The organism is Pseudolactococcus raffinolactis NBRC 100932, from assembly GCF_001591765.1.
Classification (GTDB): Bacteria; Bacillota; Bacilli; order Lactobacillales; family Streptococcaceae; genus Pseudolactococcus; species Pseudolactococcus raffinolactis.
Map to the genome: position 1 here is coordinate 1 of NZ_BCVN01000014.1, position 23,466 is coordinate 23,466.

19 protein-coding genes, 1 tRNA gene and 1 pseudogene are annotated in these 23,466 nt (G+C 40.9%); 18 read left to right on the forward strand and 3 right to left on the reverse strand.

Annotated features, from left to right (window positions below):
• Window positions 1-73: 73 nt before the first annotated feature.
• Window positions 74-159 (forward strand) — tRNA-Leu (locus LRA01S_RS05655).
• A 244-nt stretch (window positions 160-403) separates the two neighbouring features.
• Here the strand turns inward: LRA01S_RS05655 and LRA01S_RS05660 are convergent.
• Together LRA01S_RS05660 and LRA01S_RS05665 are read right to left on the reverse strand one after the other, a co-directional pair.
• Entirely contained in the window at window positions 404-1,594 is a 1,191-nt protein-coding gene (locus tag LRA01S_RS05660) for an MFS transporter (RefSeq protein ID WP_061774645.1), read from the reverse strand.
• A gap of 18 nt (window positions 1,595-1,612) precedes the next feature.
• On the reverse strand, window positions 1,613-1,909 hold the full coding sequence (locus LRA01S_RS05665; protein ID WP_061774646.1) for a hypothetical protein: 297 nt from the start codon (window positions 1,907-1,909) through the stop codon (window positions 1,613-1,615).
• Window positions 1,910-2,267: 358 nt separating this feature from the next.
• On the opposite strand from LRA01S_RS05665, the gene LRA01S_RS05670 reads away from it, so the two are divergent.
• The 8 genes and pseudogenes from LRA01S_RS05670 (at window position 2,268) to LRA01S_RS05710 (ending at window position 10,375) form a co-directional block, all read left to right on the forward strand.
• The gene (locus LRA01S_RS05670; RefSeq protein ID WP_061774647.1) at window positions 2,268-3,170 is read left to right on the forward strand and encodes a LysR family transcriptional regulator; all 903 of its coding nucleotides are present in this window, start codon (window positions 2,268-2,270) and stop codon (window positions 3,168-3,170) included.
• A gap of 182 nt (window positions 3,171-3,352) precedes the next feature.
• On the forward strand, window positions 3,353-3,652 hold the full coding sequence (locus LRA01S_RS05675; RefSeq protein ID WP_061774648.1) for a YbaB/EbfC family nucleoid-associated protein: 300 nt from the start codon (window positions 3,353-3,355) through the stop codon (window positions 3,650-3,652).
• A 298-nt stretch (window positions 3,653-3,950) separates the two neighbouring features.
• Window positions 3,951-5,159 carry a YdcF family protein gene (locus LRA01S_RS05680; protein WP_061774649.1) on the forward strand — a complete coding sequence of 403 codons (1,209 nt, stop codon included), beginning with the start codon at window positions 3,951-3,953 and terminating at the stop codon, window positions 5,157-5,159.
• Between the two features lie 201 nt (window positions 5,160-5,360).
• Window positions 5,361-8,024, forward strand: coding sequence for a valine--tRNA ligase (locus LRA01S_RS05685; RefSeq protein WP_061774650.1), 2,664 nt, complete (start codon window positions 5,361-5,363; stop codon window positions 8,022-8,024).
• 169 nt (window positions 8,025-8,193) lie between these two features.
• A pseudogene (locus tag LRA01S_RS05695) lies at window positions 8,194-9,313 on the forward strand (MDR family MFS transporter).
• A 128-nt stretch (window positions 9,314-9,441) separates the two neighbouring features.
• Complete coding sequence (gene rpmF, locus LRA01S_RS05700) at window positions 9,442-9,609, forward strand: 50S ribosomal protein L32 (RefSeq protein ID WP_003138753.1); 168 nt, start codon at window positions 9,442-9,444, stop codon at window positions 9,607-9,609.
• A gap of 18 nt (window positions 9,610-9,627) precedes the next feature.
• Window positions 9,628-9,777 (forward strand): 50S ribosomal protein L33, encoded by a 150-nt coding sequence (gene rpmG / locus LRA01S_RS05705; RefSeq protein WP_003135293.1) that lies wholly within the window; start codon window positions 9,628-9,630, stop codon window positions 9,775-9,777.
• Between the two features lie 121 nt (window positions 9,778-9,898).
• Window positions 9,899-10,375 (forward strand): hypothetical protein, encoded by a 477-nt coding sequence (locus LRA01S_RS05710; RefSeq protein WP_061774653.1) that lies wholly within the window; start codon window positions 9,899-9,901, stop codon window positions 10,373-10,375.
• An 886-nt stretch (window positions 10,376-11,261) separates the two neighbouring features.
• On the opposite strand, the gene LRA01S_RS05715 is transcribed toward LRA01S_RS05710, so the two are convergent.
• Window positions 11,262-12,590, reverse strand: a complete 1,329-nt coding sequence (locus LRA01S_RS05715; protein ID WP_061774654.1) for a hypothetical protein — start codon at window positions 12,588-12,590, stop codon at window positions 11,262-11,264.
• A 663-nt stretch (window positions 12,591-13,253) separates the two neighbouring features.
• Between LRA01S_RS05715 and LRA01S_RS05725 the strand changes: the two genes are divergently transcribed.
• The 9 genes from LRA01S_RS05725 (at window position 13,254) to gltX (ending at window position 23,466) form a co-directional block, all read left to right on the forward strand.
• On the forward strand, window positions 13,254-14,972 hold the full coding sequence (locus LRA01S_RS05725; protein WP_061774656.1) for an ABC transporter ATP-binding protein: 1,719 nt from the start codon (window positions 13,254-13,256) through the stop codon (window positions 14,970-14,972).
• A complete protein-coding gene (locus LRA01S_RS05730) occupies window positions 14,965-16,722 on the forward strand; it encodes an ABC transporter ATP-binding protein (RefSeq protein ID WP_061774657.1) in 1,758 nt (585 codons plus the stop codon). Before LRA01S_RS05725 ends, LRA01S_RS05730 begins: the two co-directional genes overlap by 8 nt.
• A 76-nt stretch (window positions 16,723-16,798) precedes the next feature.
• Entirely contained in the window at window positions 16,799-17,245 is a 447-nt protein-coding gene (locus tag LRA01S_RS05735; RefSeq protein WP_061774658.1) for a dUTP diphosphatase, read from the forward strand.
• A gap of 1 nt (window position 17,246) precedes the next feature.
• The gene (radA, locus tag LRA01S_RS05740; RefSeq protein WP_061774659.1) at window positions 17,247-18,608 is read left to right on the forward strand and encodes a DNA repair protein RadA; all 1,362 of its coding nucleotides are present in this window, start codon (window positions 17,247-17,249) and stop codon (window positions 18,606-18,608) included.
• A 228-nt stretch (window positions 18,609-18,836) separates the two neighbouring features.
• Window positions 18,837-19,910, forward strand: a complete 1,074-nt coding sequence (locus tag LRA01S_RS05745; protein ID WP_061774660.1) for a PIN/TRAM domain-containing protein — start codon at window positions 18,837-18,839, stop codon at window positions 19,908-19,910.
• Window positions 19,907-20,587 (forward strand): 2-C-methyl-D-erythritol 4-phosphate cytidylyltransferase, encoded by a 681-nt coding sequence (gene ispD / locus LRA01S_RS05750; protein ID WP_061774661.1) that lies wholly within the window; start codon window positions 19,907-19,909, stop codon window positions 20,585-20,587. Before LRA01S_RS05745 ends, ispD begins: the two co-directional genes overlap by 4 nt.
• Window positions 20,588-20,642: 55 nt before the next feature.
• Window positions 20,643-21,404: a TIGR00266 family protein gene (locus tag LRA01S_RS05755; protein WP_061774662.1), complete on the forward strand. Its 762-nt coding sequence runs from the start codon at window positions 20,643-20,645 to the stop codon at window positions 21,402-21,404.
• A complete protein-coding gene (gene ispF, locus LRA01S_RS05760; RefSeq protein ID WP_061774663.1) occupies window positions 21,391-21,873 on the forward strand; it encodes a 2-C-methyl-D-erythritol 2,4-cyclodiphosphate synthase in 483 nt (160 codons plus the stop codon). The genes LRA01S_RS05755 and ispF overlap by 14 nt, the downstream gene beginning before the upstream one ends.
• A 144-nt stretch (window positions 21,874-22,017) precedes the next feature.
• Window positions 22,018-23,466, forward strand: a complete 1,449-nt coding sequence (gltX, locus tag LRA01S_RS05765; RefSeq protein ID WP_061774664.1) for a glutamate--tRNA ligase — start codon at window positions 22,018-22,020, stop codon at window positions 23,464-23,466.

Below are 23,466 nucleotides of genomic sequence, written 5' to 3' on the forward strand. Positions count from 1 at the left end.
AAAAACGTCAATATTTTTCAAAAAACTCTTGACGAGTGTCAGCTACTTTGATATACTAATAAAGTACTGTTTCGCGGAGATGGCGGAATTGGCAGACGCGCAGGATTAAGGATCCTGTGACCTACTTTGGTCGTGAGGGTTCAAGTCCCTTTCTCCGCACTAATAACCGAGCCTAGCGCTCGGTTTTTTTGTGTTTTAGGGTTCATATCAGAATTTTTTCACCGATTTCGCATTGTTTTACCAAAAGAATACCGATTTGGTATTATCTCTTGCAACATGATCATGCTACTTTACAATGTATCAAAAAGCTATACAAAAATAGCCTATGGTCAATTCCAATTAATATTGAAGATTGCTCATAGCCTTTTTTTGAGGACTTTTGTCCTAGCGTCTTGATAGTATCTTATAGTGCTGCTTTGACAGCTTTCTTAGACGTATAAATTTTGTAAAGTACCATACAAATGATTGGTAAAATACTTGCAACTAAGTAGATATTTTGGAAAGATAGGAAAGTTCTTAATTCCCCTAATACATAAGGACCGATACCCAAACCAAGGTCTAGCCCAATAAAATAAGTAGAGAGGGCGACGCTGATCCGATGCTCGTCTTTAACAGTCTTTAAAGAAACGGCTTGTCCATTTGACATGAAAGTACCGTAGCCTAGACCAATGACGCCACCTGAGATTAGGAGCAACCAACTGCTGGTTGTCATGCTCAGTAAAATGAGACCGGCACTTAAAAATAAGTAGCTAGGATACATGACAAATTTTTCGCCAAGATTATCAAATATTTTGCCTGAAAGTGGTCGAGTAAAGGTGATGACCAAGGCATAAACAACGAAAAATAAAGAGCTGACCTGTACTAAATCAATGACTTTAACATAGGATGATAGGAAAGCGAGGACACTTGAGTAAGAAAGTCCCATTAAGAAGGCCATAAAGGCAATAAATAATGCTTTTTTTTCAATGAAGCTATCGAAAGAACTTTTATTAAGTGCTTTGATGTGTTCTTCTGAAAGTTTCACGTTTTTAACTGGGAATAAATAGCACATTATTGTGATAATCAAAACGAGGACAATTGAAAAAGCGACAATAAAGTGAAAATCGGTTGTATTTAATAGAATCAAACCAAGAAAAGGGCCAATCGCTGCAGCTAAACTTGTACTCAAGCCATAGTAGTTAATGCCTTCACCATGTCGCGCTTTTGGAATATAAGCTGTGACAATGGTATTTGTCGCAGTTGATAAAGCACCATAGCCAAAACCATTTAAAAATCTGACAAGATAGAGCACTGGAATGACTGGGACGTAAAGGTAGGCAATTGTTGTAAGCAAATAAAACAAGGCGCCATATCTTAAGGTAGCTTTCCTGCCGATTAATTCTAGTTTTTTACCAATGAGTAATCGCGCAAGTAGTGTGCCGATAATATAAATACCAGATGCTAATCCAGCTTGACCTAGGGAGGCATGCAAGTTACTTTGTGCGATCACAGCAATGATGACCATTAAAAGGTAGTAGACTAAGTAGACAATAAAGTTAATAAAAGTAATCGCGATGAAGCCTTTGTTAAATAATTTTTCATTCGTGTTATTCAATGGTTGGTAGACCTCTTCCTAGACGTTCGTTGACATATGACCATTTAAGTCATGCAATTTTTGAATTTGGCAAGCCACTTGGGCATAATTTTCAGGATAGCGATCGCTTAATTCATTGATAAACAAATCTCTGACTTCCATGAAAGAAGTTGCGAAGTTAGAGAGTTCAGCATCTTCATCAATGGCGTATTTTAATTTAAGGAAGAGCAAGTTTTGATAAGCGTCATTCAAGAAAACCAATGATTTTTCTTTTTCAAAACGTGCATTGTAGGCAGTATCTAAACGGTTAATAATTTCATTTGTCCAGTTATTCATGTGTAGAGCTCTCTTTCTTTTTTATCGCCATTTTTAGTATCAGAAGCATTAGGCTTGAAATTCTAAAAACGGTTGGTGCGTGTAGGCGTAAAATGAGTCGATTGACTTATTTTTTTAGACAGTTGTATCAACTGTCGACCCTTTATTTAAGTATGGTATGATGATGACCTGATAGCTACTCATTTGCTCCCCCAGAATTAAAATATTGATTACATGTCATAGTGTATCGCTTGAAGTAGTTTATAGTCAACTCGAATAGCTATCATATAATTTGCTTATAACCTATAAATTTTACAAAAAATTAAGCTAACATATTTTCTATAATATGCTAGAATGTAAAACAAGGGGAAAAGCCAAAATGAATTTAAGAGATTTCGAGTACTTTAGTTTTCTGGGTGATGTGCTGTCGTTTACACTAGTCGCCAAAAAATTTAATGTCAGTCAACCGAGTGTTAGTTATGCCGTTAAAAGGCTAGAAGAGTACTACGGTTGTAACTTAATAGAAAAGAGTTCTCTCCATCGCTCGATTCTCTTAACTAGGGAAGGGAAAATTCTGAAAAAACAACTGAAGAGTATTTTGGAAGAATTTAAGATGATTGAAAAAGCCATTGAACATGCGAAACAGCAAAAAGTCTATGTTGGTTTTCCGTCATTAATCAAAACAAGAGTTTTCTCTAAACTCTTTAAGACGGAAGATAATGTTGATTTCATTTCAAATTTTGAATTGATTTCAGGAAGTTCAACGGATTTACTCAGTAAGTTATTATCAGGTCAACTGGAACTCAGTTTACTTGGGAGTGTGACGCCCATCCAACATCCTGATTTGAATGTCAAATTACTCTACAGCTATGAGTTTAAAATTTATGTTTCGGAAGATAATCCCTTAGCTCAAAAATCTCAAATTACATTTGAAGAAGCACTGGCCTATCCGTTTATTTTATTGGAAGACGGCTTGTCGCATACCAAAGCCTTTGATCACTTAAATGATAAGCATCACGGGAAAGCCAAGGTCTTAGTCCATTTTTCTGATATTAATACAATAGGCCAACTCGTCAAATCAAATGTTGGCATTACGCTGATGACGCCTTATCTACCCTTTCAAAATATGAAAGGACTCGTTGAAATCTCATTAGTCTCAGAAGATCGAGAAATGTTCTATGTGCAATATGCTTTCTTGAAAAAATCGGTCATCAATGATAATTTCACCAAACTCATTCAAGTATTGGATAATCTGTCGAATAAAGATGGCTTGCTTTATTAATCCTTTGTTTTATTGATGTTTGTAGATTTACAAGCTATGTCTAACTACAAATTAAAGATAGAAAATGCTATAATTGAAATAGTGAGCTCGCTTCTATTGTTTATTTTATATAGTAGGTAATAGGAGGCGATAAAAATATATAAAGCCATCAAGGCGCGTGAATGAAGGAGATATAGATTACGATGATGAATATGCAAAAAATGATGAAACAAGCCCAAGACTTGCAAAAAAATATGAAAATTGCGCAAGCTGAAATTGAAGCGACAACTTTCTACGGGACATCTGCGCAAGACTTGGTTAAGGTTGCCTTCACAGGTGACCGTAAAATGACGCAGATTGACATTGCTTCAGACTTGATTGATCCAGAAGATGCAGAAACCTTGTCAGACATGATCACACAAGCTGTCAACGCTGCCTTGGTTGACATTGATAAAACAACTGAACAAAAACTTGGTAAATTCACTAAAGGATTGCCTTTCTGATCAAAAATTGATAGAATAAAGGAAACGAGAAGAGTTTCATGAGACCGCGTTTATCAAGAGAGTGGGAGGAAGCTGAAAATCCTACAAACGTCCTCATGATTGTTGCTTCTTGACAATCGTATACTCAATAGTTAAATGAGTATAAATAAAAAAATTGAGTGTCCAGACATATGATGTCTGGGAATTTAGGTGGTACCACGTGAAAGCGCCCTAATCATAATAGATTAGGGCGCTTTTTGTCCGCGCTCGGACAGTCACCATCGCCATCAACACGTTTACTTGATAGAAAGGCATCAGCATGGTTATCATCCCAGACCTTCTTTTAATTTTGGCACTTATCATTTATCTGGTTCTAGTTCGCATCAAAAAAGTCAGATTTCGTTTGACTGCGCTCGCCCTATGGTTAGGAGCAGTTCTGTTGGTCGACACAGTCATCACCTACAGCAAAATAGATCTAGGTGCCTTTTTCACCTTCATGCTAGTCTTGGTTCTAGGATCCTGGTTGATCTCTTATCTCATCATTCACAAAGATAAACGCCGCTTACTTACAGGCTATGTCTTTAATTTGAGTATCGTCATCACCATCGGTTACATCGTTATCCTCTGCTTTCCCTTCTCCACACCGCTCCCAATCATCCTTACCTTTGTCATTGGGATTATGGCCTTCGTCCTTATGTCCTTTGGCGGCTATGCCTTGATCATTTACCTCCTTTGGAACGCCCGCACCGTCTGGAAAAAAGAAAGTCGCTCGCTTGGTAACATGCTGACCCTTTTACTGGGCATCGCAGGCCTTCTCTTGATCCTTTTCCAACATTTCTTGCTCAAAGATGGCAGCATTTTCGCCTACATCTACATGGTGATTGCCATCTTCCTCATCTATTATTTCTTCAGCTTCATGACCATCCTCACCAGCAGCCTCCTCTTTAATCACCTCAAACCCAAGTTCGATCAAGATTATCTGATCGTCCTAGGCGCGGGGCTGATTAACGGCGAGACCGTCACGCCCTTGCTTGCAGGTAGAATAGATGCAGCCTTGACGTTTGCAAAGGAACAGCTTGCAAGAACAGGGAAACAGCCACTGCTCATCATGAGTGGGGGGCAAGGTCAAGACGAAAAACTGCCAGAGGCGGTAGGTATGGAAAACTATGCCTTATCACAAGGCATGCTGAAGTCTGAGATTATCACGGAAGAAAACAGTAAAACGACCCTACAAAATTTGCAGTTTTCAAAAGCCCTAATGGACGAAAGAAGCCAAGGCAAGCCGTATCATAGTACCTTTGTCAGTAATGATTACCACATCTTTAGAGCGGGTCTATTTGCTAAAAAAGTCGGTCTAAAGAGTGAGGGATTAGGCAGTAGAACAGCCAGATATTTCCTCCCCAATGCTTTCATCCGCGAATTTGTCGCCATCATCCTCATGCACAAAAAACGACATATTGCCTTTACCGTGCTGCTTTTGATATTGATTGCTGCGGTTATTGTGATTAATGTTAAGTTTGTGGGGTAGGTGATAAAAATCATTAACGGTCAACAGGAAATTTGAAATATTTCTATCCATTATTTTCACTTGAGTGAAAGTAATGTCAATAATTGTTTTCTATTTTCACTCAACTGAAAATAGTATCAATATTTCGGTGGTATTTTCACTGAATTGAAAATAATATAAAATAATTTAAAGCTATAAAAAACAAAGAAACAGGAGTATAACATGACAGAACTATCAACAAAATTCAACCCAACAGAAGTAGAAGCAGGTCGCTACGATAAATGGCTCGCAGCTGACGTCTTCAAACCAAGTGGCGATAAAAAAGCCAAACCCTACAGTATCGTCATCCCACCACCAAATGTCACAGGTAAACTTCACCTCGGACACGCTTGGGATACAACGCTTCAAGATATCATCATCCGTGCCAAACGCATGCAAGGCTATGACACACTTTGGTTACCAGGGATGGACCATGCTGGCATTGCCACACAAGCTAAAGTTGAAGAACGTTTGCGTGAGCAAGGTATTTCACGCTATGATCTCGGTCGTGAAAAATTCCTAGAAAAAGTCTGGGAATGGAAAGACGAATATGCCGCAACGATCAAAGAACAATGGGGCAAAATGGGGCTATCGCTTGATTATTCACGCGAACGTTTCACCCTAGATGAAGGCCTATCAAAAGCGGTTAAAAAAGTTTTTGTTAAACTTTACGAAAAAGGCTTTATCTACCGTGGTGAATTCATCATCAACTGGGATCCAGCAGCCCGCACAGCGCTTTCAGATATCGAAGTTATCCACCAAGATGTCGAAGGTGCGTTCTACCACATCACTTATCCTTTGACAGATGGTTCAGGCAATGTTGAAATCGCAACAACACGTCCAGAAACCTTGCTCGGCGATGTGGCAGTCATTGTCAATGCCAAAGATGAACGCTACCAAGATATCATCGGTAAAACTGTGACCGTACCTTTTGTTAACCGCGAAATCCCAGTCCTCACAGATGAACACGCGGACATGGAAAAAGGCACAGGTGTTGTAAAAATTACACCAGCGCATGACCCCAACGACTTTGATGTTGTTGAACGCCTCAACGCTCAAGGTCATAACTTGCCAATGATTAATGTCATGAACGATGACGGCACAATGAATGAACTTGCGGCAGAATTTGCGGACATGGACCGCTTTGAAGCGCGCAAACAAATCGTTGCCAAACTTGATGAGATGGGTCAACTCGTTAAAATCGAGAAAATGGTCCACAGTGTCGGTCACTCTGAGCGTTCAGGTGCCGTTGTGGAACCACGTCTATCAACGCAATGGTTTGTTAAAATGGATGAGCTGGCTAAAAATGCCATCGCTAACCAAAAAACAGATAACGCGGTTGAATTCTTCCCACCACGCTTCAATGACACTTTCACACAATGGATGGAAAACGTTCATGACTGGGTGATCTCACGTCAACTCTGGTGGGGACATCAAATCCCTGCTTGGTATAACGCAGACGGCGAGATGTACGTCGGTGAAACAGCACCAGAAGGTGACGGTTGGACACAGGATTCTGACGTTTTGGATACATGGTTCTCATCAGCTTTATGGCCGTTTTCAACCATGGGGTGGCCAGATGAGGAAGCCGAAGACTTCAAGCGTTACTTCCCAACGTCAACTCTCGTTACGGGATATGATATCATCTTCTTCTGGGTCAGCCGCATGATTTTCCAAAGTTTGGAATTTACAAACGAACGCCCATTTAAAGACGTTCTCATCCACGGTTTGATTCGGGATGAAGAAGGCCGTAAAATGTCGAAATCGCTAGGTAACGGCATTGACCCCATGGACGTTATCGAAAAATATGGTGCTGATGCCTTGCGTTGGTTCTTGTCAAATGGTTCTGCCCCGGGTCAAGACGTCCGCTTTTCTTACGAAAAAATGGATGCTGCTTGGAATTTCATTAACAAAATCTGGAACATTTCGCGCTACATCATCATGAACAAGGAAACACTCAGCGCAGCAGATACCTATGCCAATGTTGATAAAGTAGCGCAAAAAACAGCAGGCAATGTGACGGATCGTTGGATCTTGACCAAACTCAATGAAACGATTGACCATGTCACGAAAAACTTTGATAAGTTTGAATTTGGTGAAGCAGGCCGTGCCCTCTATAACTTCATTTGGGAAGACTTCGCCAACTGGTATGTTGAATTGACAAAAGAAGTCCTTTACAGTGAAGATGAGGCAGAAAAAGATGTGACACGTAGCGTCCTTGTCTATGTCCTAGACCAAATCTTGCGTCTTCTCCACCCAATCATGCCATTTGTGACCGAAGAAATTTCGGAAAACCTTGGCTTGATTGAGGGGAGCCTAGTCGTTGCGGCCTATCCAGAAGTTCGTCCAGAATTTTCAGATGAAGCAGCCGTTCGTGGTGTAGAAGTCTTGAAAGACATCATCAAGTCAGTTCGAAATATCCGTGCTGAAGTGAATACAGCACCAAGCAAAGCCGTGCCAATGCTGATCAAGACAGAAAACGCTGAAATCAAAGCCTTCTTGAAAGAAAATAGCAACTATTTGACACGTTTCACAAATCCTGAAACCTTAGAGATTTCAGCTGACATCACAGCACCAGCGCAAGCCATGACTGCGGTTCTATCAAACGTTGAAATTTACTTGCCACTTGCAGGATTGATCAACATCACAGATGAAATTGCCCGTTTGACAAAAGAATTAGCCAAATGGCAAAAAGAATTGGACATGGTCTCACGTAAACTCTCTAACGAGAAATTCGTTGCCAATGCCAAACCAGAAGTTGTCGAAAAAGAAAAAGCTAAACAAGCCGATTATCAAACAAAATTCGATACAACACATGCACGGATTGCTGAGCTTGAAAAACTATAAGATACCAGAAAAAAGCCGACAAATAAGGCTTTTTTTGCTATAATTAAGCAATAACTTTAGGAATAGGAAGTTTTTCATGACAACATTTATGCGACTCAATCGGACGCTCAAACTCCGGATTCTCATGACTTTTATCGGGGTTTTGGGCTACAGCACCGTCGGATCGAGTATGACGATTTACTACAATCATTATCTAGGTGGGGCGATTACGGGTGTACTCCTCATTATTTCAAGTGTCTCTAGTTTTTTTATCGGTCTTTATGGTGGTCATTTGGCAGATCGGCATGGTAGGCGACCAATTCTCCTTATCGGCTCGACAATCTCAGTAGCGGGCGCCTTAATTGCGGTGTTCTCAAATAGTCCGATCTTCCAAAATCCTTGGACAACATTTGTTGGTTTTTTTTCTTTTAAATTTTGGTTTTTCTTTTGAATCTGCGGCAGATAACGCCATGATCATAGATGTCTCGGATGAAAGCAACCGAAAATATGTCTACAGTCTGAGTTACTGGATCATCAACGTCTCGACTACCTTTGGGGCAGCACTCAGTGGCTGGCTGTTCAGAGATTACTTGTTTGAGTTGCTTTTAGGTTTGCTAATCGCGCAACTGATTAATGGCAGTATCAAGTATTTCTTAATCAGCGAGAGTTTCGTGCCAGCACCCAAAGCCAAAAAAGAACGCGAAAGTTTCATTCAAAACTATGGCGTCGTGGCACGGGATAAAATCTTCCTCTTGTTTATCGGCGCTGTCATCTTAAACAAGGTGATTTTTGGCAATATTGACTTCTATCTTCCAGTTCACTTGTCAGACAGTTTCAAAACAACGACGATTTTTGGCTTTGAAATTTATGGCCAGAGAATGTTGACCATATTTGTCATGTTAAATACCCTCATCATAATCTTCAGCATGACCTTTGTCAACCAACTCACCACCAAGTGGTCGGAGCGAAGAAGCCTCACCACCGGAGCCTTATTACAAGGGCTAGGATTTGCTGCCGGCTTTTTAATGAACAGCTTCATATCGCTTATCTTAGCATCCATTGTCATGACGATTGGTGAGATGATCCTCGTGCCATCCTCGCAAAGCCTGCGCGCCGACCTGATGAACGAGGAGAAAATCGGGACTTACTCAGGCTTCGTGACCATCACAGATCCGATCGGAAGCGTTCTGTCTGGCAGTCTGGTCAGTTTTTCGGTTTACATTCATCACACGGGCGTCGCCGTGGTCATGGTCGTGGTGACGGTATTGCTGGTTTTATGCTTTAATCAAGTGATGAAGATGAAAACTTAGGCTGAAATCGCGTCAAGTAAAAATACTTGACAAAAATGCTTGATTTCTTGTCTAGACTTTGATAGAATAGATAAGTATTGAGAAATCAAGGCAACATTATCTAATAAAACCAAAGGAGATTTAAGACAATGGCAGTACCTGCACGTCACACATCGAAATCTAAGAAAAACAAACGTCGTACGCACTATAAAATGACAGCACCAACAGTTTCATTTGATGAAACAACTGGTGATTACAGCCGCGGCCACCGTGTATCCCTCAAAGGATATTACAAAGGTAAAAAAGTTACAAAATAATAGAAAGGACAAACTAAGATGCGCGTAAATATTACTCTTGAACACAAAGAATCTGGCGAACGTTTGTACCTGACTCAAAAAAACAAACGTAACAACCCTGACCGTCTTGAACTTAAAAAATACTCTCCAAAATTGCGTAAACACGTTATTTTTAAGGAAGTTAAATAATTCAACATTGAAAAAGCCCTAGAAACTCATGTTTCTAAGGTTTTTTCTTTGTGAATAACATATGGCAATCAATAACCGTTACGTACGTGGAGATGAACGGAAAGGTAAGGATAAGTAACGCATGGGTAAACTACTAGAAGACATTAAGCAGTCTTTAGAAAACGAACGAGACTTTAATAAAACTATAAATATTTTGAAACCTCTTGATGATGAGGTGTTACGAGAAGCGTTAATTTGGTTAGCAATAGATTCGCAAAACATGAGTTACTACTTCTTAATTTTACAACTTATTCAAGAAAATAAGACATGGACACATCATTTAACTGCTTCAAGAGTATTAAGTGTAAGTCTCGTATCATTTGAGGGAGCTGAAAATATTGCTTTGAATCATTTAAGGCGTGCAATAGAACTTGATAATGACAATGTTGAACTAAAACTAGAATTAGTGTCATTTTTTGAATCTCCCGAAAAATTGGTATCAGAAGAAGAAGTTAAATTCATTATAAAAAATTATTATAGATTTGCTTCAAAAGATTTGCAAGAACGTATAGATAATATAGTAAAAAGAAGAAATTGGGAATCAAATAATTTGTTGTAAGATATTTTGGATAGATTTTTAAAAGCAAAGTGATTATGATGTGGCTTTGTTTTTTTGTTTCATGCTAATAAATCACAGCTTAAAAGTAACTTTTGAAAAGTAAATTATTCCTTGATATAATCAATATAGCCTATTAAATGAGTAGTAGAAAAAAATTTTTTTCTGTTTTCGGCATTTTTGTAGAGCTTATCATGGAGAATGAATAACATATTTACCACATATCAAACTTGGTATAAGTGATATTTGGTAATTATTGATGATTATATACTTTTCCAGATATGCCGTAATAGCAACGGTTTGAACAGTTATGAAAAATGATAATCAGCACAGCTTCTTTAAGGAAGTTAAATAAGACTTAGAAATAGTAACCGATTGGTTGCTATTTTTTATTGCTTTCCTAACACTCCTGAAATCAGTTGTAACATTTCGAATATATCGCCTATTTTCTAGTTTTACGGTGCGAATCAAACGTTTAATAAAATAGAATTTTTTAGTTATAATTATTTTTTATTGCGGCACTATTCCTAATCACTTTTTACAAAAGACTTAAAAAGCAAAAATAAACGATGCCAAGACGCATTTGACTTATCTATAAAATGAGGTTGGGACAAAAGTCCACAAAAAATAGACTATGAGCAATCTTCAATATTAATTGAAATTGGTCATAGTCTATTTCTATATAGTTTTTTGATACTTTGTAAAATAGCATCATCAAGTTGTGATAAACAATTCGAAATTGGTTAAAAAATCACTGATTTTATACCAAATCGGTATTCTTTCTGGGAAACAGTATGAAAAAAGAGAAGAGCATACTGGCAGTCTTGATTCTATTGCCCAGTTTGCTTTTCTCTTTTAGAGACTGAAGACTTTTATCCCAGACTATTTTTTAGTGTTTCTTTGGCCGTAAATAAACAGCAGCATAAATCAAAATAAGCAAGATAATAAGCGACGTTGCAATCAGATTCCACGACGTCATCAGTTGCATACTTCTCAGTGTGGGAACCGGCGTACTAGTGATGACAAAGAAACTTCTGATAGAAAAGCCATCCTGAAGAATAATGAATGACCCCAAAAGCATTAAGAGAAACTGATGCAAAATGCTCCCGATATTCTGCAAGCTATATTTAACCCAAATCCTTTTATCTTCAGAAATAGTAGCAATCCCCTCATACTGCGCAGTAGTCCAGGCATTTAAAGCCCCCTTAAACGTACTCGTCAAAAGGACACCCACTGGGAATAGAGGCGTAAACGCAATAACACCTAATCCCAGCACGACACCTAATAAAGCATATTGCATCACGTTTCTACCCAACAAAGTCCTAACCCTAGCTGCAAGAATGATCCCCAAAATGTAGGGCAAGTAAAACTGCAGAAACAACTGCTTATGACCATAATACCCAGCAGCATATAAAGAACAGAATAAAAACAAATAGTTACCCACAGCCCCATTGAGATAAGTTAGGTAAGTTAACTTAGATGCTATCTTTCTATGAATCTTATCCTTGAAAATGCTAGAGACAATCATGTATAGGATAATTAGGAAAAAGAAGCCGTAGATGAAATAGTCAAATTCTACATTATTAAAGAGAAGACGACTAGCCCTTAAAAAGAAAATTAAGCAAGAAAAGATAGCAAAGAGAACAAGATATTTGTAAGATACGCCTTCTAAATCATCTGTCTCAACTTGGTAATCAGTCAGCTGATCCATGTTACGGAAAGAAAATAAATAGAGGATGCCATATAAAAGGAAGAACCCTAAGTATTTAAAAGGAGCCGGAAAGAATAGAACGCAACCAATCAACAGAAACATCCCAAGTAAAAGTGGCAGATGAGTCTGTGTTAACCGATGATTCTTTTTGAGAAAGTAAGTGATTGACGTGTTAGACATCGGTAGCCAAGCACCGCTTAAGCCTAATAAAAACCCAGAGATGATATATAAAGGAAAATAAAGTGATCCCAATGCTCCAAGTAAACACCCTAGCGCACCGCAGCAGAGTGAAAATTTTAATAGCGTGTAACTATTAAAGCTAGTCTTAATCCCCCTGATTAAGAAAATACCTGTCATTCTGAAAGTGTAAAATAAAACAAAAGGTAGAACAGCAAGAAGCGAACCTTTGCTAGCGATTTGGATAAAAATCATAAATGGCAGCACGACAATGGTGCTATTGATGATTGAGAGTGCAGATTTTCCGATTTTATTCAGTTGATTAGTCATTTTTCCCCCATAAAAAATTTTGTTGTAAAGCATCAGTTAGCACCATTATAATGCAAAAGTGATTAAAAAGACAGGAGTAACAGTATTAAAAGTTAAATAGAAAGTGATTTTAAGCTATGTAAGATGATATCATTTTCCTGTTTTGAAAAATATGGTATAGACTAAATAAAAAATAATTTTTTTATGGAATATTTAGCAATTACATAAGCTATAAGTAAAAAATAGTATAAATTGGTATATCTTTAACGAATTCGTGAGCTATCATATCAAGTAAAGTAGGAAAAAACTGATGCATATATTGACACTAAATCCATCTTTAGTTTTCGCTGCTGAACTTGTAGCTTTCACAACCATAGCCACTAACCTACAACATAATTCATATCAAAAGTTCCTGATAACTGAGTTTTTCGAAAGTCGGTTTTTTTTGCTTTTCAAAACTCAATTTTTGTATTTAGAAAGAGAGACTTGTGGTGATGGGCTGTTTCAGGATGGCTTATGATATCCTGAAAATATGAGGGATAGCTGCTGATTTGCTGTCAGCTTTTTCTATTGTATGCAGTGGTTTGGGAGAGTTTAGGGCATTAAATTCACAGAAAACTTTTTTGCTATCCACTAGTAATTGAGCTACAATAGAGGTAATTAGGAAAAGATAGGGGAATTTTTTTGATACATTTATTGCGTTATGCAAAGGCATACCGAAAGCAGATTATTTTGGGTCCCTTTTTCAAATTTTTAGAAGCCGCCTTTGAATTGGTGTTGCCATTATTCATGGCGCGCTTGATTGACCAAGGGGTGAGGGCCGGGCATCAGGCGACCGTTTGGCAGATGACCGGCTGGATGGTGGCTATGTCAGTCATCGGGATGATCTGTGCGGTGATCTGCCAGTACTATGCCTCAATCGCATCACAAGGTTTCGGTACTGAGCTCCGCACCCAGCTCATGAAAAAAATCAATCAACTGTCTCATCAAGACCTGAACCAGTTCGGGACAGATACCTTGATTACACGCCTAACCAGTGACATCAACCAGCTTCAGCTCGCCTTAGCCATGCTGATTCGTTTGGTTGTTCGGGCACCATTTTTGAGTATCGGCTCTGTCATCATGGCCTTTTATATTGATTGGCAAACAGGCTTGCTCTACCTCATTTTGCTACCAATTTTTTGCATCATCTTGTTTTTCATCGTGCGCTACAGTGTGCCACTCTATAAACGCGTCCAAGAAAAGTTAGACCAGCTCAATGAACTGGTCAACCAAAACCTTAGCGGGGTGCGCGTCATTCGTGCCTTTGCCCGCCGAAAAGAAGAGGTCAAACGTTTCGATGACGCAACCGATGATCTGGCAAATGTCTACCAACGCGTGACCAATCTGTCGGCCTTGCTGTCGCCTGCAACGACACTAGTCATGAACCTCGGCATTGTCGCCCTGATCTACATCGGCGGTTTCAAGGTCAATACTGGTAACTTAGCACCAGGTGAAGTCCTCGCCCTCATCAACTACATGAACCAAATGCTCCTCGCCTTGATCGTCGTCTCAAACTTGGTCGTCATCTTCACACGCGCCGCCGCCTCTGCCGCACGCGTCAACCAAGTCTTCGACACGACACCTTCATTAACCCAACCTGATCAAGCCCAAACCGCACCTAGTCAGCCAGACTTCATCCGCTTTGAAAACGTCGACTTCCGCTACGATGCAAACGGTGGTCTGGCTCTACAAGACATCAGTTTCAACCTCCAACCAGGCGAATTCCTCGGCATCACCGGTCCAACCGGTAGTGGTAAATCCACCTTGACCCAGCTCATCCCTCGTTTTTACGACGTAGCTGCAGGGCGGATTACGGTCAATGGTTTAGATGTTCAAGCATGGGACTTGGCGGCTTTACGCCACCAAATAGCTTTCGTTCCGCAGACCGCAGTCCTCTTTCATGGCACGATCCGTGAGAACTTGCAGTGGGGAAAAGCAGATGCAACAGATGAAGGCTGTTTCCAAGCCTTGGAGACAGCTCAGTGTCGAGAATTTGTCGAAAAACTACCAGAAGGCTTGGATACCATGGTCATGGAAAATGGTAAAAACTTCTCAGGTGGTCAACGCCAACGTTTAACCATTGCCCGGGCCTTGATCCGCAAACCACATCTTTTGATTTTAGATGATTCGCTTTCTGCCTTGGACTATCAGACAGATTTGGACTTGCGTCAAGCATTAGCACGTGATTTAGATAGTGCGATGATCATTATTTCTCAGCGTGTTCGCTCGATTCAGCAAGCTAAAGAAATCTTAGTCTTAGACAGCGGCCGCTTAGTTGGCAAAGGGACTCACGAAGCGCTTCTTTTAAGTTCATCAGAATATCAAGCGATTGTTGCATCACAGGAGGAGGAACATGACTAAATCAAAACAAACAGCCTCATGGCGTTTCTTCTTACCTTACTTACTTGCCTTTCGCCTAGAGCTCATCTTGTCCATCATTTTTGGCTTAGTCAGTGGGATCACCGTCGTTTTGATGACTTATTATATCGGCCTTAGCGTCGATCAGATGGTCCATCGTGGACAAGTTAATTTTCCGATTTTGAGACACATCTTAGTCTTGCTCGTCGGTGTCTTAATCGTAACAGTCATCAGCCAATGGCTCATCCAGCGCCTCAGTAATCGCCTGGCCTATCGGTCGGTTGCTGTCCTGCGAAAGGATGCTTATGAACACCTGAACCAGTTACCACTACGCTATTATGATCAAACCGCTCATGGCAATATCGTCAGCCGTTTCACGAATGATATGGATAATATCTCAGTCGCAAGTGCTGCCGTCTTTAATCAACTCTTCTCAGGGATCACCGTGGTCATTGTGGCCTTAGTCTTTATGCTCTATCTCAGTCCGATTTTAACCTTGGTTGTCTTGATTTCAACACCGATTATTTTCTTGGTCTCATGGCTCGTTGCGCGAGCATCACAGCAAGACTTTGTGAGTCAACAACAGATTATCGGAGACATTTCGGGTTATATCACGGAAATGATCGGCAACCAGAAAACGGTTAAGGCTTTTCAACGAGAAACAGCCAATCAAGCCCAATTTGAGGACTTGAACCAAGACCTCTATGTCAAAGGTCAGAAAGCACAGTTTTCTTCTGCTTTGACCAATCCCCTGTCACGTTTTGTAGACCATTTGGCCTATCTGTCAGTGGGCTGTGTCGGTGGTCTCATGGCGCTCAACGGCTCAACCGCAGTCACGATTGGTGTCATCTCTAGTTTTACCATCTATGCCAGTCAGTTTTCTAAGCCTTTCATCGAGATCTCAGGGATTACGACACAGATTCAGACTGCATTTGCTGGCTTGAGACGGACTCAGGAACTCATGGATCAGCCGATTGAAACACAGGACGCTCCCGATGCGCATGTCTTAACGCACGCCAAGGGTGACATTGATTTTCAAGATGTTAGCTTTGGTTATAATCCTGGTCAAGCTTTGATTACTGACTTCTCACTCAAGGTAGCACCGGGTGAGATGATCGCTATTGTCGGAAAAACAGGGGCCGGTAAATCGACGTTGATCAACCTTTTGATGCGTTTTTACGATGTGGATAAGGGTGCGATTTTAATAGATGGAACTGATATTCGTGACATGACGCGCGATAGCTTGCGCCAAAGTTTTGGCATGGTTTTACAAGAAACCTGGTTATTTGGTAGTTCACTGCGTGCCAATCTCTGCTATGGTCGTGAAGATGCGACAGATGAAGAAATCTACACCGCCTTGAAAGAAGCACACATGTACGACTTCGTCATGCGTTTGCCAGATAAGTTAGAGACACAAGTTGGGGCCCACGCTCTCAAGATTTCTGAAGGTCAGCGTCAGCTTTTAACCATTGCCAGAACCATGATCAGCCAACCAGATATGCTGATTTTGGACGAAGCGACAAGTTCCGTGGATACTTTGACGGAGCAAAAGATTTCGCAGGCTTTCTTAAAGATGATGACGAGACGCACCAGTTTTGTCATTGCCCACCGCCTGTCAACGATTAAAAATGCCGACAAGATTTTAGTCCTCAATCAAGGTCAAATTGTCGAAATTGGCAGTCACGATCAACTGATGGCGCAACAGGGCTACTACTACCAGTTGCAACAAGCCCAGTTCGCCAAGTCAAATTGATAGCGAAACAAGTCTGAGATTTTTCTCGGCTTTTTTCGTATAATAGAATATAGACATTATAAATATTGGAGAAATCATGAAAACAAGAGGATTTGAACTGGTCACAGCCTATGAAAACGCAGGCATTGACCTTCCCGCTAGAAGCACCGCACATGCAGCAGGCTACGACTTCATCGCAGCAGAAACGATCAGCCTAAACCCAGGCGAGATTAAACTCATCCCGACTGGTATTAAAGCCTATATGCAGGCAGGAGAAGTACTTTATCTCTACGACCGCTCATCAAATCCGCGCAAAAAAGGTTTGGTATTGATCAATAGTGTTGGCGTTATTGACGGCGATTACTACGGCAATTCTGACAACGAAGGCCACATCTTCGCTCAAATGAAAAATATCACCGACCAAGTCGTTGAAGTTGCCAAAGGTGAACGCATCGTCCAAGGTGTTTTTGCACCATTTCTCTTAGCAGATGCGGACAGTGCTGAAGGCACACGCATCGGTGGCTTTGGTAGCACAGGGGCATAAGATGGCGAAAGCAAAATCAAAATTCGTCTGCCAATCCTGTGGGTATCAGTCGCCCAAATATCTGGGGCGCTGTCCTAATTGTGGCGCCTGGAACTCTTTTGTCGAAGAAATTGAAGCCAAAGAGGTCAAAAATGCGCGCGTGACCCTGACTGGGGAGAAAACGCGACCTGTTAAGCTAGGAGAAGTCGAAAGTCTAGATACACCCCGTGTTTTGACAGAGATGGGCGAGTTTAACCGCGTTCTTGGCGGTGGTGTTGTACCGGGTAGCTTGATTCTTATCGGTGGTGATCCAGGGATTGGGAAGTCAACCATTCTCTTACAAGTTTCTGTGCAGCTGGCAAATCTCGGGCGTGTCCTTTATGTGTCAGGCGAGGAATCAGCCCAACAAATCAAGATGCGAGCTGAACGTTTGGGTGATTTGGATTCTGATTTCTACCTCTATGCAGAAAATAATATGCAAAATATCCGAGCTGAAATTGAAAAATTGCAGCCAGATTTTCTGGTCATTGACTCCATCCAAACCGTCATGAGCCCCGAAATTACAGGCGTACAAGGCTCGGTCAGTCAAGTTCGAGAAGTGACCGCAGAACTACTCCAAATCGCAAAAACCAATAATATTGCTACCTTTATCGTCGGTCACGTCACCAAGGAAGGCAGCCTTGCCGGCCCGAGAATGCTAGAGCATATGGTAGATACGGTGCTTTATTTTGAAGGGGAGCGCCAGCATACTTTTCGGATTCTTCGTGCGGTGAAAAACCGGTTCGGCTCAACCAATGAAATCGGAATTTTTGAGATGCAATCTCAAGGACTGGTCGAAGTGACCAATCCCAGCGAGATTTTCTTGGAGGAACGTTTAGAAGGTGCAACTGGCTCAGCTATTGTTGTTTCAATGGAAGGGACCAGACCTATTTTGGTAGAAATCCAATCGCTTGTCACACCAACGATTTTTGGTAATGCTAGACGGACAACCTCAGGTCTTGATTTTAATCGCGTCAGCTTGATTATGGCAGTGCTTGAAAAACGTGCCAATCTATTGCTCCAAAATCAAGACGCCTACCTCAAATCAGCTGGTGGTGTCAAATTAGATGAACCAGCCATTGATTTAGCCATTGCGGTTGCCATTGTTTCAAGTTATAAAGAAAAACCGACAGCACCAGATGTCGCCTTTATCGGTGAAATTGGCTTGACAGGCGAAATTCGCAGGGTCAACCGCATCGAGAGTCGAATCAATGAAGCAGCTAAACTGGGCTTTAAAAAACTTTATGCCCCTAAAAATTCCTTGGCTGGTTTAGAAATCCCACCATCTATAGAAGTCATTGGTGTCACGACTTTAGCCGAAGTCTTGCAGAAGGTCTTTTCTTAAACAAGGTATTTTTAAGCTAAGTATGATAAAATAAGGATGTGTCCCATTTGGCGACACGTCTTTATTTTTCTAGTATGGTAGCGCAACCAATTTATCATACGTACGCACTTGAGTTTCGGCTCCTTGAGACTAGGAAAATTGAAAGTTCACAGGAACATTGTTCATAGCTGTTTTTCCTATTTTTCATAGTCTCAAAGTAGTCGCCTCAACATCTTAAAGGAGGAATGTATGAAAAGAATCATCATTCACGCCTTGATGGCTATTGTCGGCGCAACGCTTGGCAATACGTTTCTACCCGAATTTTGGGTACTCATCCATCAAAGGCAATTTGAAAACAACGCAGTAGTCAATAGTTTAATTGGCGCAATTATTTTTCTGATTTTTTCTTTTATATTTATCAGACTACTGTTGAATTTTGTCGAAAAAATTGACCAAACGATTGCAACCATCAATATTCCAAAAATCACATGGGGATTTTTGGGTGGTGTGATTGGTCTTGTTATTGGCGCCATTGCAAGTATTCCGCTGTGGATTTTACGGACACCGATTTTATCAACGATCATTCCGTTTTTATTGATGATGTTGACTATTTATGTTGGTTATAGTATTTCTTCAAAACGAGAAGCTGATATTTTCAAATTTTTCAGTCGGAAAAAAGCAGCGGTAACTGAAAAACCGGAAAAACATGATAAAAGAGACAAGCGTAAAAATAAAAATTACGCTAAATTATTGGATACCAGTGTCCTGATTGACGGTCGGATTTTCGATATTCTTAAAACAGGCTTTTTGGATGGCGAAATCATCGTTCCAAATTTTGTCTTGTTAGAGTTGCAACTACTGTCTGACAGTAATGATAATTTAAAACGTGCCAAAGGTCGCAGAGGCCTTGATTTAGTCAATGACATGAAAGAAATTGCCAAGGTTACAGTGACAAGCAAGGACTATTCTGATATTCATGAAGTGGATACCAAGCTTTTGCGTTATGCGTCTGAAACTGGTGCAGCACTGGTTACTAATGATTTCAATCTCAATAAAGTCGCTGAAATCCAGGGTGTTCAGGTTTTGAATATCAACGATTTGGCAAATGCAGTGAAGCCGCAGTTGATCGTCGGTGATACACTTGACATTCAAATAGTGAAAAAAGGGACGGAGCGTCGTCAAGGAATTGGTTATCTGCCGGACGGTACGATGATTGTCGTGGAAGAAACAGCTGATTTGATTGATAAAACGGTTAGAATCGAAGTGACTAAGTCGCTTCAAACCTCAGCTGGTCGTATGATCTTCGGAGAACTAGCACGATGATCGGGCAGGTTCACAAAGCATATAGTGCCGTGCTTTTGGCTGCTGGTTCAGGCAGTCGAATGGCAGCTGATCGTAATAAAATTTTTTTGACACTAGCAGACAAAGCGATTTTTCAATATGCGCTAGATTTATTTTTGTCAGACTCAGATTGCAAGCAAGTGATTTTGGTCGGGAAAACTGAAGAAAAAGCCTACTTTACGGATTTTTTGTCAGACCGCGTGTGCTTTGTTGTAGGCGGTGTTGAACGACAAGATTCAGTTAGACATGCACTTGCGCATGTTTCGGAGGCTGCGGTCATGATTCATGACGGGGCACGCCCATTTGTCACGCTATCTGAGTTGGCTGCCCTAAAAGCCCATAATAATGCGATCTTAGCTGTACCTGTCAAGGATACAATTAAGCAAGTAGATGCTGACAGAAACATTAGTCAGACAGTGCCACGCGATAATCTTTGGGGCGCACAAACACCTCAATTTTTCGAAACCAGTCTCATCCAAGAGGTGCATCAAATCGCTCATTCGAAAGGCTTTCTGGGCACTGACGATGCCAGTTTGGTCGAGGTCTTTTCAGAAATGCCTGTGACCATTGTCCCAGGGTCTTATGAAAACATCAAAATCACGACGCCGGAAGATTTGATTTTTGGGCAAGCGATTTTGGACAATCGGTCTAAGGCCTGACGTATTTGAGAAATACTTTTGCTAGAATATAATCAAAAGATTGGAGTGGAAGATTATGCCTGATAACAAAATGAAGTACACCATTGACAGCAATATGCAATTTCCGATGATTGAAATTGCACTGGAAACAGGAGAGTTTGCCTACATTCAGCGTGGCAGTATGATTTATCATAATGCTGCGGTTACGCTGACGTCTGAGCTGAATGCCAAAGGTAGCGGAATTGGCAAGTTGTTCAAAGCGGCGGGTCGCGCCATGACATCTGGTGAGAGCGTCTTTATTACCAAAGCGGTGTCAAGCAATGACAACGGTATTATCGCACTTGCACCTTCAACACCTGGTCAAGTTATGCCCTTAGACCTTGGAGCTAAACAGTACCGACTAAATGACGGTGCCTTTCTAGCACTTGATGGTAGCGCTCAGTATACCATGGAGCGTCAAAGTGTCGGGAAAGCTTTCTTCGGTGGTCAAGGGGGTCTGTTTGTGATGACCACCAACGGTATTGGCACACTTCTAGTCAATGCCTTTGGTAGCATCAAAAAAATTGAGCTCCAAAGTCAAGAAATCACAATCGACAATGCCCATGTTGTCGCCTGGTCAGATACCTTGGATTACAATATTCACCTAGAGAATGGTTTCGTCCAGTCCATCGGAACAGGCGAAGGCATCGTCAACACCTTCCAAGGTACTGGTGAAATCTACGTGCAAAGTCTCAACATTGAAACTTTTGCCAACATCATGAAAAATTATATCGTAACAGACGGACGCTCAAGTTCATCTGGCAACCCGCTAGGAGGACTATTTGATGCCCTCACTTAAAATCGGTCATGGCTATGACGTTCACCAACTTGTAACAGGTCGTGAGTTGATTATTGGCGGTGTGAACATCTCGCATGAGACTGGGCTTCTAGGCCATTCGGATGCAGATGTGCTTTTACACGCCATCACGGATGCTATCATTGGGGCATTGGGTATGGGTGATATTGGTCATGCTTTTCCGGATACTAATCCAGAAACGGAAGGCATCGCTTCAACGCAAATCCTAGCTGACATCTATCAAAAAATGGTCGAAAAAGGCTATGAAATTGGCAATATTGACGCCACGATCTTAGCAGAGGCTCCAAAAATGGCACCACATTTACAAGAGATGAAACAAAATATCACCAGAATTTTACAGACAGATATTACCAATATCAATATCAAAGCAACAACAACTGAAAAACTAGGTTTTGTCGGTCGTCGTGAAGGCATGGCTTGTGAAGCGGTCGTCTTAATTAGTCAAGTTTAGCATCTTGAGTTAGAGCCAATAAAATGAGGAAAGCGCAGTAAGAAAGTTAGCGCTTTTTTTAATATTTTGGTAAAATAGGAATGACGATTGAAACAAAAGTTTATAAACCAATTCTGGTTTATAAGTTAGATTAAGGACGTAAAAATGACAAACAAAATTCGTGTGCGTTACGCACCATCACCTACTGGCTTATTGCACATCGGAAATGCGCGGACTGCACTTTTTAACTACTTGTATGCCCGTCATCATGGTGGCGATTTTATCATCCGTATCGAAGATACAGACCGTAAACGCCACGTTGAAGATGGCGAGCGTTCGCAGCTCGATAACTTGCGTTGGCTTGGGATTGACTGGGATGAATCACCTGAAACACATGAGAATTACCGTCAATCTGAACGCTTGTCACTTTATCAAACCTATATCGATGAACTACTCGCATCAGGTAAGGCTTATAAATCATACAAAACAGAAGAAGAAATCGCAGCTGATCGTGAAGCACAAGAAGCTAAAGGTCTACCGCCAGTTTACATCAGCGAATACGCTGGTTTGACTGAAGCTGAAATCGCTGATTACATGGCGCAGCGTGAAGCTGACGGCATTGTGCCAACGGTTCGGATCAGAGTACCAGAAGGTTCTATCTACAAATGGCATGACATCGTTAAAGGCGATATCGAGTTTGAAGGTAAGAACATCGGTGGTGACTGGGTTATTCAAAAACGTGATGGTTATCCAACTTATAACTTCGCAGTTGTTGTTGACGATCACGATATGCAAATTTCTCATGTCATTCGTGGGGATGACCATATTGCCAACACACCAAAACAATTAATGATTTACGAAGCGCTCGGTTGGGATGTGCCTGAATTTGGTCACATGACCTTGATCATCAACTCTGAAACTGGTAAAAAATTATCTAAGCGCGATACCAATACCCTGCAATTTATCGAAGACTATCGTAAAAAAGGTTACTTATCAGAAGCCGTTTTCAACTTTATCGCTTTGTTAGGTTGGAATCCTGGTGGTGAAGAAGAGATCTTCTCTCAAGCCCAATTGATTGACTTGTTCGATGAAAATCGTTTGTCTAAATCGCCTGCAGCATTTGACCAGAAGAAACTGGACTGGTTGGATAACGACTACATCAAACATGCCGATTTGGATAAAATCTTTGACATGGCGAAACCATTCTTAGAAGCTGCTGGTCGTTTGGATGACAAGTCGAAACATTTGGTTGAGCTTTACCAACCTCAGTTAAAATCAGTAGATGAAATCGTGCCCTTAACGGATCTCTTTTATGCTGAGTTCCCATCACTTTCTGATGCTGCAAAAGAAGTTTTAGCTACTGAGACTGCACCCATTGTCATCAAAGCCTTTAAAGAAAAACTTGAAGGTTTGGCGGATGTGGATTATGTTAAAGACAACATTTTCCCGCTGATCAAGGAAGTGCAAAAAGAAACAGGTATCAAGGGGAAAAATCTCTTCATGCCGATCCGAATCGCCGTTTCCGGTGAAATGCATGGTCCTGAGTTGCCAGATACGATTTACCTTCTAGGCAAGGAAAAAGCTGTGAATCACTTGGCACAGTTTATCAAATAA